10 protein-coding genes are annotated in these 13,384 nt (G+C 52.4%); 5 read left to right on the top strand and 5 right to left on the bottom strand.

The genetic code is table 11. From position 1 onward, the window contains the following. Positions 1–7: 7 nt before the first annotated feature. The 5 genes from caiA (at position 8) to caiE (ending at position 5,613) form a co-directional block, all read left to right on the top strand. A complete protein-coding gene (gene caiA, locus AACU94_RS14045; protein ID WP_130217474.1) occupies positions 8–1,150 on the top strand; it encodes a crotonobetainyl-CoA dehydrogenase in 1,143 nt (380 codons plus the stop codon). A gap of 128 nt (positions 1,151–1,278) precedes the next feature. Beyond that, positions 1,279–2,496: an L-carnitine CoA-transferase gene (gene caiB / locus AACU94_RS14040; protein WP_135489628.1), complete on the top strand. Its 1,218-nt coding sequence runs from the start codon at positions 1,279–1,281 to the stop codon at positions 2,494–2,496. A gap of 72 nt (positions 2,497–2,568) precedes the next feature. Beyond that, entirely contained in the window at positions 2,569–4,122 is a 1,554-nt protein-coding gene (gene caiC, locus AACU94_RS14035) for a crotonobetaine/carnitine-CoA ligase (RefSeq protein WP_135489627.1), read from the top strand. A gap of 109 nt (positions 4,123–4,231) precedes the next feature. Next, positions 4,232–5,017 (top strand): crotonobetainyl-CoA hydratase, encoded by a 786-nt coding sequence (caiD, locus tag AACU94_RS14030; RefSeq protein ID WP_135489626.1) that lies wholly within the window; start codon positions 4,232–4,234, stop codon positions 5,015–5,017. Positions 5,018–5,022: 5 nt separating this feature from the next. Next, the gene (caiE, locus tag AACU94_RS14025; protein WP_131161266.1) at positions 5,023–5,613 is read left to right on the top strand and encodes a carnitine operon protein CaiE; all 591 of its coding nucleotides are present in this window, start codon (positions 5,023–5,025) and stop codon (positions 5,611–5,613) included. A gap of 208 nt (positions 5,614–5,821) precedes the next feature. Here the strand turns inward: caiE and caiF are convergent, their stop codons facing one another. The 5 genes from caiF to AACU94_RS14000 all read right to left on the bottom strand — a co-directional run bounded on the left by caiF (position 5,822) and on the right by AACU94_RS14000 (position 13,282). Further along, complete coding sequence (gene caiF / locus AACU94_RS14020) at positions 5,822–6,217, bottom strand: carnitine metabolism transcriptional regulator CaiF (protein ID WP_135489625.1); 396 nt, start codon at positions 6,215–6,217, stop codon at positions 5,822–5,824. Between the two features lie 260 nt (positions 6,218–6,477). Next, a complete protein-coding gene (gene carB / locus AACU94_RS14015) occupies positions 6,478–9,699 on the bottom strand; it encodes a carbamoyl-phosphate synthase large subunit (RefSeq protein WP_135489624.1) in 3,222 nt (1,073 codons plus the stop codon). Positions 9,700–9,716: 17 nt separating this feature from the next. Beyond that, entirely contained in the window at positions 9,717–10,865 is a 1,149-nt protein-coding gene (gene carA / locus AACU94_RS14010; RefSeq protein ID WP_001589662.1) for a glutamine-hydrolyzing carbamoyl-phosphate synthase small subunit, read from the bottom strand. A 455-nt stretch (positions 10,866–11,320) separates the two neighbouring features. Next, positions 11,321–12,142 carry a 4-hydroxy-tetrahydrodipicolinate reductase gene (gene dapB / locus AACU94_RS14005; RefSeq protein ID WP_135489623.1) on the bottom strand — a complete coding sequence of 274 codons (822 nt, stop codon included), beginning with the start codon at positions 12,140–12,142 and terminating at the stop codon, positions 11,321–11,323. Between the two features lie 132 nt (positions 12,143–12,274). Then, positions 12,275–13,282 carry a LacI family DNA-binding transcriptional regulator gene (locus tag AACU94_RS14000; RefSeq protein WP_130221661.1) on the bottom strand — a complete coding sequence of 336 codons (1,008 nt, stop codon included), beginning with the start codon at positions 13,280–13,282 and terminating at the stop codon, positions 12,275–12,277. Between the last annotated feature and the right edge of the window lie 102 nt (positions 13,283–13,384).

The following is a 13,384-nucleotide window of genomic DNA, read 5'->3' as shown; positions in this document are numbered from 1 at the left end:
TTGAAAGATGGATTTTAATTTAAATGATGAGCAGGAACTGTTTGTCGCCGGTATCCGCGAACTGATGGCCAGCGAAAACTGGGAGGCCTATTTTGCCGAGTGCGACCGTGACAGCGTCTACCCGGAACGTTTTGTCAAAGCACTGGCGGATATGGATATCGACAGCCTGCTGATCCCGGAAGAGCACGGTGGTCTGGATGCGGGGTTTGTTACCCTCGCCGCCGTGTGGATGGAACTGGGTCGTTTGGGGGCGCCAACCTACGTGTTGTATCAGTTGCCAGGCGGGTTTAACACCATCCTGCGTGAAGGCACACAAGAGCAGATCGACAAGATTATGGCATTCCGCGGCACCGGTAAGCAGATGTGGAACTCAGCGATTACCGAACCAGGGGCTGGCTCTGACGTGGGTAGCCTGAAAACGACTTATACCCGTAGAGATGGTAAGATTTATCTTAATGGTAGTAAGTGTTTTATTACCAGCAGCGCCTACACCCCGTACATCGTGGTGATGGCGCGCGACGGGGCTTCTCCGGACAAACCTGTCTACACCGAATGGTTTGTCGATATGAGCAAACCGGGCATCAAAGTGACCAAACTTGAGAAGCTCGGGCTGCGTATGGATAGCTGCTGTGAAATCACCTTTGACGACGTGGAACTGGACGAGAAAGACATGTTCGGTCGGGAAGGTAACGGCTTTAACCGCGTCAAAGAAGAGTTCGACCATGAACGTTTCCTGGTAGCCCTGACCAACTATGGTACAGCGATGTGCGCCTTTGAAGATGCGGCGCGCTACGCCAACCAACGCGTGCAGTTTGGCGAGGCGATTGGTCGTTTCCAGTTGATTCAGGAAAAATTCGCCCACATGGCGATCAAATTAAACTCCATGAAAAACATGCTGTATGAAGCAGCGTGGAAAGCAGACAACGGCACCATCACCTCTGGTGATGCGGCAATGTGCAAATACTTCTGCGCCAATGCGGCATTTGAAGTGGTGGATAGCGCAATGCAGGTGCTGGGCGGTGTCGGGATTGCGGGCAACCACCGCATCAGCCGCTTCTGGCGTGACCTGCGTGTAGACCGCGTCTCCGGCGGATCTGACGAAATGCAGATCCTGACGCTGGGTCGTGCGGTGCTGAAGCAATACCGCTAAGTCCGTGCGCTGCCTGATGCGACGCTGTCGCGTCTTATCAGGCCTACGGGAGCACGAATGTAGGCCGGATAAGGCGTTTACGCCGCATCCGGCAGTCATGCGCTACACAAATTTTTCAGGAGCTAATAATGGATCATCTACCCATGCCAAAATTCGGGCCGCTGGCCGGATTGCGCGTTGTCTTCTCCGGTATCGAAATCGCCGGACCGTTCGCCGGGCAAATGTTCGCAGAATGGGGTGCGGAAGTTATCTGGATCGAGAACGTCGCCTGGGCCGACACCATTCGCGTTCAACCTAACTACCCGCAGCTCTCCCGCCGCAATTTGCACGCGCTGTCGTTAAATATTTTCAAAGATGAAGGCCGCGAAGCGTTTCTGAAATTAATGGAAACCACCGATATCTTCATCGAAGCCAGTAAAGGTCCGGCCTTTGCCCGTCGTGGCATTACCGATGAAGTACTGTGGCAGCACAACCCGAAACTGGTTATCGCTCACCTGTCCGGTTTTGGTCAGTACGGCACCGAGGAGTACACCAATCTTCCGGCCTATAACACCATCGCCCAGGCCTTCAGTGGTTACCTGATTCAGAACGGTGATGTTGACCAGCCAATGCCTGCCTTCCCGTATACCGCCGATTACTTTTCTGGCCTGACTGCCACCACGGCGGCGCTGGCAGCACTGCATAAAGTGCGCGAAACCGGAAAAGGCGAAAGTATCGACATCGCCATGTATGAAGTGATGCTGCGTATGGGCCAGTACTTCATGATGGATTACTTCAACGGCGGCGAAATGTGCCCGCGCATGACCAAAGGTAAAGATCCCTACTATGCAGGTTGCGGTCTGTACAAATGTGCCGACGGCTACATCGTGATGGAACTGGTGGGTATTACTCAGATTGCAGAATGTTTTAAAGATATTGGCCTCGCACATCTGCTTGGCACGCCAGAAATCCCGGAAGGCACTCAGCTTATCCACCGTATCGAATGCCCATATGGCCCACTGGTTGAAGAGAAACTCGATGCCTGGCTGGCGGCACACACCATCGCGGAAGTAAAAGAACGCTTTGCTGAACTGAATATCGCCTGCGCCAAAGTGCTGACCGTACCGGAACTGGAAAGCAATCCACAGTATGTGGCCCGTGAATCCATCCCCCAGTGGCAAACGATGGATGGTCGCACCTGCAAAGGGCCGAACGTGATGCCGAAATTCAAAAATAACCCAGGCCAAATCTGGCGCGGAATGCCATCACATGGCATGGACACGGCTGCCATTTTGAAAACTATCGGCTACAGCGAAAACGACATTCAGGAGTTGGTCAGCAAAGGTCTGGCCAAAGTTGAGGACTAAACGCGTGGCGCCAGTCGGCTTGCCTGACTAGCGCCCGCCCAATAACAAACGAACAAAATGGATAGAGGTGCAATGGATATCATTGGCGGACAACATCTACGTCAAATGTGGGACGATCTGGCGGACGTTTACGGTCATAAAACGGCGCTGATTTGTGAATCCAGCGGCGGAGTCGTTAACCGGTATAGTTATCTTGAGTTAAATCAGGAGATTAACCGCACGGCAAACCTGTTTTATACGCTGGGGATTCGCAAAGGCGACAAGGTTGCTCTACATCTCGACAACTGCCCGGAATTTATCTTTTGCTGGTTCGGGCTGGCAAAAATTGGCGCGATTATGGTGCCGATTAACGCCCGCCTGTTGCGCGAGGAAAGCGCGTGGATCCTGCAAAATAGCCAGGCGTGCCTGCTGGTGACCAGTGCGCAATTCTATCCCATGTATCAACAGATTCAGCAGGAAGATGCCACTCAGTTGCGGCACATTTGCCTGACAGATGTGGCACTTCCCGCTGATGATGGCGTGAGTTCGTTTACTCAACTGAAAAATCAACAACCTGCCACCTTGTGCTATGCACCGCCGCTATCGACCGACGATACGGCGGAAATTCTCTTTACCTCCGGTACCACTTCCCGACCGAAAGGTGTGGTGATTACCCATTACAACCTGCGCTTCGCTGGATATTACTCCGCCTGGCAGTGCGCACTGCGTGACGATGACGTCTACCTGACGGTAATGCCTGCGTTTCATATCGATTGCCAGTGTACTGCGGCGATGGCGGCGTTTTCTGCCGGAGCCACCTTTGTGCTGGTCGAGAAATACAGCGCCCGAGCCTTCTGGGGACAGGTACAGAAGTACCGCGCCACCATTACCGAATGTATTCCGATGATGATTCGTACGTTGATGGTGCAGCCGCCTTCAGCGAACGATCGGCAACACCGCCTGCGGGAAGTGATGTTTTATCTCAACCTGTCGGAGCAGGAAAAAGATGCGTTTTGTGAACGCTTCGGCGTTCGCTTGCTGACGTCTTATGGGATGACGGAAACCATTGTGGGCATTATCGGCGATCGCCCTGGCGATAAACGACGCTGGCCGTCGATTGGCCGGGCGGGATTTTGCTACGAAGCGGAGATTCGCGACGATCACAATCGTCCGCTCCCGTCTGGTGAGATCGGTGAAATCTGCATTAAAGGCGTACCGGGAAAAACCATCTTCAAAGAGTACTTTCTCAACCCGCAAGCCACTGCGAAAGTGCTGGAAGCCGATGGCTGGCTGCATACCGGCGATACCGGATACCGCGACGAAGAGGGATTTTTTTATTTCGTCGATCGCCGCTGCAATATGATCAAACGCGGTGGGGAGAATGTCTCCTGCGTGGAGCTGGAAAATATTATCGCCGCGCACCCGAAAATTCAGGACATCGTGGTTGTTGGTATTAAAGATTCGATTCGCGATGAAGCCATCAAAGCGTTTGTGGTGCTGAATGAAGGTGAAATATTGAGCGAAGAGGAATTCTTCTACTTTTGCGAACAGAATATGGCGAAATTTAAAGTGCCCTCTTATCTGGAGATCAGAAAAGATCTGCCGCGTAATTGCTCGGGGAAAATAATCAGAAAGGCGCTGAAATAAACACTACAGCAGGGTACTACTCTGTCTGGTAATAATCACGTTCAACAATAATATGCATTTTTTTGCAGGGGCGTTGTCGTCCCTGAAAAAGCAAAAATGGAGAAAAGGAATGAGTGAATCATTACATCTGACCCGCAATGGATCAATTCTGGAAATTACCCTTGATCGACCAAAAGCGAATGCTATTGATGCGAAAACCAGCTTTGAAATGGGCGAAGTATTTCTACATTTCCGTGACGATCCGCAATTACGCGTCGCCATTATTACCGGTGCCGGAGAGAAATTCTTTTCCGCAGGCTGGGATTTAAAAGCAGCAGCAGAAGGCGAAGCACCGGATGCTGACTTTGGTCCGGGTGGTTTTGCGGGCTTAACCGAAATTTTCAATCTGGATAAACCGGTCATCGCAGCCGTGAACGGCTACGCCTTTGGCGGCGGCTTTGAACTGGCACTGGCGGCAGATTTTATTGTCTGTGCCGATAACGCCAGCTTCGCCCTGCCGGAAGCCAAACTGGGCATCGTTCCTGACAGCGGCGGTGTGCTGCGTCTGCCGAAGATCCTGCCACCTGCCATCGTCAATGAAATGGTGATGACCGGCAGAAGAATGGGCGCAGAAGAGGCGCTGCGTTGGGGGGTAGTCAACCGCGTGGTTAGCCAGGCGGAACTGATGGATAACGCCCGCGAACTGGCGCAGCAACTGGTTGACAGCGCCCCGCTGGCGATTGCGGCGCTGAAAGAGATCTACCGCACCACCAGCGAAATGCCGGTAGAAGAAGCGTATCGCTATATTCGCAGCGGCGTGTTGAAACACTACCCATCGGTTCTGCATTCGGAAGATGCCCTTGAAGGGCCGCTGGCGTTTGCCGAGAAGCGCGATCCGGTGTGGAAAGGACGTTAACAACCGTGAGCTATTACGCCTTTGAGGGGTTAATTCCGGTGGTTCACCCGACGGCGTTTGTCCATCCCAGTGCCGTCTTGATTGGCGATGTGATTGTGGGAGCCGGTGTCTACATCGGCCCACTCGCCTCACTGCGTGGTGATTACGGGCGGTTGATCGTGCAAGCGGGAGCCAATATTCAGGATGGCTGCATTATGCATGGCTACTGCGACACTGACACCATCGTTGGAGAAAACGGCCATATCGGGCACGGAGCGATCCTACATGGCTGCGTGATTGGTCGCGATGCATTGGTCGGGATGAACAGCGTGATTATGGATGGCGCGGTCATTGGCGAAGAGAGCATTGTTGCCGCCATGAGCTTTGTCAAAGCAGGCTTTAGCGGCGAGAAACGCCAGTTGTTGATGGGGACGCCAGCCCGCGCTGTACGCAGTGTGAGTGACGACGAGTTACACTGGAAGCGGTTAAATACCAAAGAATATCATGATCTTGTCGGGCGTTGTCATGCATCGTTACATGAAACGCAGCCGTTGAGGCAAATGGAGGAAAATCGCCCCCGTTTGCAGGGGACGACGGATGTGACGCCGAAACGGTGATCTTGCCGGATGCGGCGTAAACGCCTTATCCGACCGGGCTGGAAAGCAACCGTAGGCCGGATAAGATGCGCCAGCATCGCATCCGGCGATAGCTGTCGGATGCGGCATAAACGCCTTATCCAACCCTGCTGGAGAGCAACCGTAGGCCGGATAAGATGCGCTAGCATCGCATCCGGCGACCAGGTCGCACGGTATCAACGAAATGACATTAACGACGCATACTCTTTGACAACATCATCTGCCACTTCTGCTCGCGGTTAAGTTCCGTGAGCGGAACGGCAGGAATACGCGGCGTCTTTCTTACGCCGACTAATTTATCCCGGCTGTTATTGCGCAGGCGCGCGTAAATTTGCTCATCGATATCGACCACTTTTACCAGTCGCTGGCACTGGCATCCCCGCCCTTCCAGCTTATTAGGGATCATCTTAACTTCGCAGCTTATTTCTGCGACTTCCGACAGAATATAAGTCAGGGTATTAACCGCCTTGCTGTGTTCAATATCGAAATGAATAGAGCTCTCTCTTGCTATCACCCAGCGGTTTTCAGCCATCATCCATTCGGCGATTAACAAATAGAGTGGTTTTTCAACACATCCTTCACACATACGAACTCCAGTTTCACAAATTAAAAGACTGGCTATGACTCGTTTTGCAGCAATTAAACAAGGCCATATTAAAATTGTGGATATATCGATAGTATGCAACCTAACGAAGGATTAGTGTGAGCAAAATCCTGCTTACGCCATCAAAAATATGAATTCCAACAAAGTTTTGTCTTACAGGTAAAAAAAACGGTCCTCTTCCGAGAACCGTATTAGTTATTTGATCAAATTGGCGAATAAAACATATCCGCCATCACACGCTATTATTTGATCTGCGCGTGCATTTCCTGCACCGAAATAACTTTTTCGGTCGCATCGGCATTCAGCGCCATCGCGGTAGCGAAACCACCGTTCAGGGTGGTGTCATAATGCACTTTATATTGCAGTGCACTGCGACGAATCACGCGGGAGTCTTCAATCGCACGACGGCCTGAGGTGGTGTTGATGATGTAGGTATATTCGCCATTCTTGATGCGGTCCTGAATGTGCGGACGACCTTCATGCACCTTGTTCACCAGACGCGGATTAATGCCTGCTTCGCCCAGCACAATCGCCGTGCCGTGGGTCGCATCCAGCTCGAAGCCCTGTTTCAGCAGTTTTGCCGCCAGATCCACCACGCGTTCTTTGTCGCCTTCACGCACGGAGAGCAGCGCACGACCCTGTTTCTTCATGGTGGAGTTGCTGCCCAGCTGCGCTTTGGCGAACGCTTCGGCAAAGGTGCGGCCGACGCCCATCACTTCCCCGGTAGAGCGCATTTCTGGCCCTAACAGCGGGTCAACGCCCGGGAATTTATTGAACGGCAGCACCACTTCTTTCACCGAGTAGTACGGCGGGATAACTTCTTTGGTTACGCCCTGCTCAGCCAGCGATTTACCAGCCATCACACGCGCCGCCACTTTTGCCAGCGGCACGCCGGTGGCTTTGGAGACGAACGGAACGGTACGTGCCGCACGCGGGTTAACTTCAATCAGGTAGACTTCGTTGTTTTTCACCGCAAACTGCACGTTCATCAGGCCACGCACCTGCAATTCGAAGGCCAGTTTCTGCACCTGTTGGCGCATCACATCCTGAATTTCCTGACTTAAGGTGTAGGCTGGCAGAGAACATGCGGAGTCACCGGAGTGCACACCCGCCTGCTCGATGTGCTCCATAATGCCGCCAATCAGCACCATTTCGCCGTCGCAGATGGCGTCCACATCCACTTCTACCGCGTCATCGAGGAAGTGATCCAGCAACACTGGCGCATCGTTAGAGACACTCACCGCCGTCTGGAAGTAGCGACGCAGGTCAGCTTCGTCATAGACGATTTCCATCGCCCGACCGCCGAGAACGTAAGACGGACGCACCACCAGCGGGTAGCCAATCTCTTTCGCCTTCTCAACCGCCATTTCAATAGCGGTAACGGTGGCGTTCGCCGGTTGTTTCAGTTTCAGACGGTCAACCGCGTGCTGGAAGCGTTCACGGTCTTCCGCACGGTCGATAGCATCCGGGCTGGTACCGATAACCGGTACGCCAGCAGCTTCCAGCGCGCGCGCCAGTTTCAGCGGGGTCTGACCGCCGTACTGGACGATAACGCCTTTCGGCTTCTCAATACGCACGATTTCCAGCACATCTTCCAGAGTTACCGGCTCGAAGTAGAGACGGTCGGAAGTGTCGTAGTCGGTGGAGACGGTTTCCGGGTTACAGTTAACCATAATGGTTTCGTAACCGTCTTCGCGCAGCGCCAGCGAGGCGTGTACGCAGCAGTAGTCGAATTCGATACCCTGACCGATACGGTTCGGGCCGCCGCCAAGCACCATGATTTTTTCACGGTCGGTAGACGGATTCGCTTCGCACTCTTCTTCATAAGTGGAGTACATGTAAGCGGTGTCGGTGGCAAATTCTGCCGCACAGGTATCCACGCGCTTGTAAACCGGGTGCAGGTCATACTGATCGCGCAGCTTGCGGATTTCCGCTTCGCGAACGCCCGCGAGTTTTGCCAGACGCGCATCGGCAAAACCTTTACGTTTCAACTGGCGCAGGAAGTCAGCGTTCAGGCCAGTGATGCCCACTTCCGCGACTTTCTCTTCCAGACGCACCAGTTCTTCAATCTGTACCAGGAACCAGCGGTCAATGTTGGTCAGGTTAAAGACGCCGTCTACAGACAGGCCCGCGCGGAAAGCATCGGCGATGTACCAGATACGCTCTGCGCCAGCATCTTTCAGTTCGCGGCGGATTTTGGTCAGCGCTTCCGGGTCATCCAGGCTCACTTTCGGGTCAAAGCCAGTCGCACCGACTTCCAGGCCGCGCAGCGCTTTTTGCAGGGATTCCTGCTGCGTGCGACCAATCGCCATCACTTCGCCAACCGATTTCATCTGAGTGGTCAGACGGTCGTTAGCACCGGCGAATTTTTCGAAGTTGAAGCGAGGAATTTTAGTAACCACATAGTCGATGGACGGCTCGAAGGAGGCCGGAGTACGCCCGCCGGTGATGTCGTTCATCAGCTCGTCGAGGGTGTAACCCACCGCCAGTTTTGCCGCCACTTTAGCAATCGGGAAGCCGGTCGCTTTCGACGCCAGCGCCGAAGAACGGGACACGCGCGGGTTCATTTCGATAACAATCAGACGACCGTTTTTCGGGTTCACCGCAAACTGAACGTTGGAACCACCGGTTTCAACGCCGATTTCACGCAGCACCGCCATCGAGGCATTACGCATGATTTGATATTCTTTGTCGGTCAGCGTTTGGGCTGGCGCGACAGTGATGGAGTCACCGGTGTGGATGCCCATTGCATCGAAGTTTTCGATAGAGCAGACGATGATGCAGTTGTCGTTTTTATCACGCACCACTTCCATCTCGTACTCTTTCCAGCCGATCAGCGACTCATCAATCAGCAGCTCTTTGGTTGGGGAGAGATCCAGACCGCGGGCGCAAATTTCTTCAAACTCTTCGCGGTTATAAGCGATACCACCACCGCTACCGCCCATGGTAAAGGATGGGCGAATAATGCACGGGAAGCCCACGTCAGCGGCAACCGCCAGCGCTTCTTCCATCGTGTGTGCGATACCGGAACGCGCGGTTTCCAGACCAATTTTCTTCATCGCTACGTCGAAACGACGGCGGTCTTCTGCTTTATCAATCGCATCGGCAGTGGCACCAATCATGGTGACACTGAACTCTTCCAACACCCCCTGACGTTCCAGCTCCAGCGCGCAGTTCAGCGCCGTCTGACCGCCCATCGTTGGCAGCACCGCGTCCGGGCGCTCTTTTTCAATAATCTTGCGTACCACTTCCCAGTGAATCGGCTCGATGTAGGTCGCATCAGCCATTTCCGGGTCGGTCATGATGGTCGCCGGGTTGGAGTTCACCAGAATGACGCGGTAACCTTCTTCGCGCAGGGCTTTACATGCTTGCGCGCCAGAGTAGTCAAACTCACACGCCTGACCGATAACAATCGGGCCCGCACCCAGAATCAGGATACTTTTTATATCTGTACGTTTTGGCATGGCTCTTTTACTCCTGATTACTTAGCGGTTTTACGGTACTGCTCAATTAACTCGATAAAGTGGTCGAACAACGGCGCTGCGTCGTGCGGACCAGGGCTGGCTTCAGGGTGCCCCTGGAAGCTGAACGCCGGTTTATCGGTGCGATGAATGCCCTGTAACGTACCGTCGAACAGGGATTTATGTGTAACACGCAGGTTTGCAGGTAATGTTGCTTCGTCCACCGCAAAACCGTGGTTCTGGGCGGTGATCATCACCACGTTTTTCTCCACATCTTTAACCGGATGGTTGCCGCCGTGGTGACCAAATTTCATTTTGATGGTCTTCGCACCGCTCGCCAGCGCCAGCAGCTGATGACCGAGGCAGATGCCGAATACCGGGATGTCGGTTTCGAGGAATTTCTGGATGGCGGTAATGGCGTAATCACACGGGGCCGGGTCGCCAGGACCGTTGGAGAGGAAGATGCCGTCTGGATTCATTTTCAGCACATCTTCAGCAGAAGTTTGCGCCGGAACGATGGTCAGGCGACAGCCTCTGTCCACCAGCATCCGCAGGATGTTGCGCTTGGCACCAAAGTCATAAGCCACGACGTGGAACGGCAGCTCGTCTTCTTTTTTCGCTTCTGGCAGGCCTCCGGTCAGCGTCCAGCTCCCTTGTGTCCAGCTATAGGCTTCTGCGGTGGTCACTTCTTTTGCCAGATCCATGCCGTTCAGACCTGGGAACGCGCGGGCTTTTTCTAACGCCAGCGCCGCATCCGGGTTATCGCCCGCGATAATGCAGCCATTCTGTGCGCCTTTCTCGCGCAGTAAACGCGTCAGCTTACGGGTGTCGATATCGGCAATCGCCACGATGTTATGGCGTTTCAGGTAAGAAGAGAGGTCTTCGGTGTTGCGGAAGTTGCTGGCAATCAGCGGCAGGTCGCGAATCACCAGACCTTGTGCATGTACCTGAGAGGATTCTTCATCGGCATCATTAGTGCCGACATTGCCAATATGGGGATAAGTAAGAGTAACGATTTGACGAGAATAGGAAGGATCAGTGAGGATTTCTTGATAACCGGTCATTGAAGTATTGAAAACGACTTCCCCAACCGCCGAACCTGTTGCCCCTATGGCCCGACCGTGAAACTGGGTTCCGTCTTCCAGAACCAATAGCGCTGACTTAATCAAAACACCCTCCAGAGAATATTCACTCACTTTATTTGCATATTAATTCACAGCGATGACGTAAATCAATGCAAATCTGCTTACCGACGAATTTCTGGCAAACGGCGGCATTCTGGAGATATGGGCGCTAAAAGTCAACTTAATGGCGGGATTTTTTATATTATTTTGTGGCTCATGCATGTTTTACAGGCATTAAGCGGCAAAAACATCATCTAACCCGTTCTGGAAAACGCTTGCGCAGCAAGAAAATTGCATAAAACCAAAACCCTTAGAAAAAAGTGGACCAGATGGTCAAAATTTACATTAAAACAACAAAAACAGGAAACTAAACTTTAATTTTTAGCCATTTTTTAATTATTAATAAACGAAACAAGAAAAATAAAAGGGCTAAAAATTAAAGCCCTTTATAATCAATAGATTGGATATGTTATTTTTGCATCAACACAAATGTTTTGTGGTTATAATATATTGAGATCCAGTACATCTCGCATATCAAAAAGACCACTTTCCTTATCATTTAGCCACAATGCCGATCTTACCGCACCGTTAGCAAATGTCATGCGGCTGGACGCCTTATGGGTAATCTCCAGACGTTCGCCGATATCGGCGAACATGGCGGTATGTTCCCCCACGATGTCACCCGCACGTACAGTGGCAAAACCAATGGTGCCAGGAACACGTTCACCAGTATGGCCTTCACGACTGTAGACCGCGCAATCTTTCAGGTCTTTATCAAGAGCGTGGGCAATCGCCTCCCCCATTGCCAGCGCAGTGCCTGACGGCGCATCGACTTTATGTCTATGATGTGCTTCGATAATTTCAATATCAGTGTAGTCACCCATTACCTGAGCGGCTTTCTCCAACAGCTTAAGCATGACGTTAACGCCAACGCTAAAATTGGCGGCAAAGACAATCGCAATATCTGTAGCAGCGTCACGAATCGCTTGTTTGCCAGCGTCATCAAAACCCGTTGTACCAATCACCATCCCTTTGCCATGCTGGCGACAAAAAGAGAGATGGTTCAGCGTACCTTCCGGACGGGTAAAATCGATAAACACATCAAAATCATCTTTTACCGCGTCGAGGCTGCTTTGCACGGTAACGCCTGTTTTTCCGACTCCGGCCAGTTCACCAGCGTCGCTGCCCAGTAAAGAAGATCCTTCGCGCTCCAGCGCCGCGCCCAGCTGCACGCCTTCTAATGCCAGCGCCGCCTGAATCAACTGGCGGCCCATACGCCCCCCGGCTCCCGCGATGGCAACGCGGATGTTTGCATCATGCATAGCTATTCTCTTTTGTTAATTTGCATAGACCGTTTTCAGAGTAACCAGCGCATCGCTACGCTGCTACAGAAAAACGCGGATAATTAGAATTAAATGTAAAACAGGCAGGGTAATCAGTAAAAGATATACCCATCAATTAAAACCACATGATTCTCTGACCACTAATGCTGGCGGCAAAATGATCCGCTTTGGTGGTTCATCGTTACCCTGAATACGGCTGTAAAGCAGTTCTCCTGCTTTACGACCAATCTCTTTTGCCGCGACCGAAACTGTCGTTAACGCGGGTTGTACCAATGCAGCTTCAGTGATGTCATCAAACCCTACCAGCGCAAAGTCTCGCCCCGGTTCTCGTCCCATTTTCCGTAACGCCTGCATGACACCCAGCGCAACAATATCCTGATAGCAAACGGCGGCTGTAATTTGAGGATTATTTGTCAGTAGTACCTCTGCCACTTTAGCGCCATCAGATTGGTTGGCTTGAGCTGCGACGATCCACGCCGAATTTGGTGAAATCCCATGCTCCAGTAAGGTACTGGTAAAACCGCCAATACGTTGCGCCCGACTACCGGAATTTGGGCTGCCGCCAATAAAGGCAATGTTCTTATGCCCCATTTTCACTAAGTGTGTGGTCGCCATCTGCGTGCCGAGAAAATTATCAGTACCTACAAAGTCGAAGTCAGGATCGCTGAGCGGACGCACCACCATAATGGCGGGAATATTGCGCCGTTTCAGCGCCTCAAAAAAGGAGGCTGGCGTTTCCCGCGCTGCGCACAGCACCATGCCGCAGGCGTTATTGCGCATCAGAGAATCGACAAACTTTTGCTGCCGCTCGCCAGATTCTTCGCTATTCGCCAGAAAGAGCAGCAGATCATGGCGCTCCATTTCGTGGCTCAGTCCGGCGGTCATCTCGCCGTAAAATGGGTTAGTAATATCATGCAGCAACAACCCGACCTGATTACTACTACGATTGCGTAAATTCGCCGCCGTCTGGTTATAGACATAACCGGCATCATCCAGGGCTTTTAATACTCTCTCACGCGTTGCCTGCGAGATCCGCCCCCGATTACGCAACACCATCGAGACTGTCGCCGTAGAAACCCCCGCTCGCTCTGCAACCTGCGCCAGCGTTACTGTTGTCATCTTTTCTCCTGAACACTATCGAAGGTTAATCGGTTAATCTTTTTGTTCAAATTTCCCTGTGATACTTCTCACATAACAATGCCATTTTCGCTATCTGTTATC

The sequence above is a fragment of the Escherichia sp. E4702 genome, assembly GCF_963883545.1.
Classification (GTDB): domain Bacteria; phylum Pseudomonadota; class Gammaproteobacteria; order Enterobacterales; family Enterobacteriaceae; genus Escherichia.
The sequence above is the reverse complement of the archived record's forward strand: the minus strand, read 5'-3'. Positions and strand labels throughout refer to the sequence as shown.

Coding starts and splice junctions, on each gene's coding strand:
- caiA (WP_130217474.1), top strand. CDS start 8: ATGGATTTTAATTTAAATGATGAGCAGGAACTGTTTGTCGCCGGTATC.
- caiB (WP_135489628.1), top strand. CDS start 1,279: ATGGATCATCTACCCATGCCAAAATTCGGGCCGCTGGCCGGATTGCGC.
- caiC (WP_135489627.1), top strand. CDS start 2,569: ATGGATATCATTGGCGGACAACATCTACGTCAAATGTGGGACGATCTG.
- caiD (WP_135489626.1), top strand. CDS start 4,232: ATGAGTGAATCATTACATCTGACCCGCAATGGATCAATTCTGGAAATT.
- caiF (WP_135489625.1), bottom strand. CDS start 6,217: ATGTGTGAAGGATGTGTTGAAAAACCACTCTATTTGTTAATCGCCGAA.
- carB (WP_135489624.1), bottom strand. CDS start 9,699: ATGCCAAAACGTACAGATATAAAAAGTATCCTGATTCTGGGTGCGGGC.
- dapB (WP_135489623.1), bottom strand. CDS start 12,142: ATGCATGATGCAAACATCCGCGTTGCCATCGCGGGAGCCGGGGGGCGT.
- AACU94_RS14000 (WP_130221661.1), bottom strand. CDS start 13,282: ATGACAACAGTAACGCTGGCGCAGGTTGCAGAGCGAGCGGGGGTTTCT.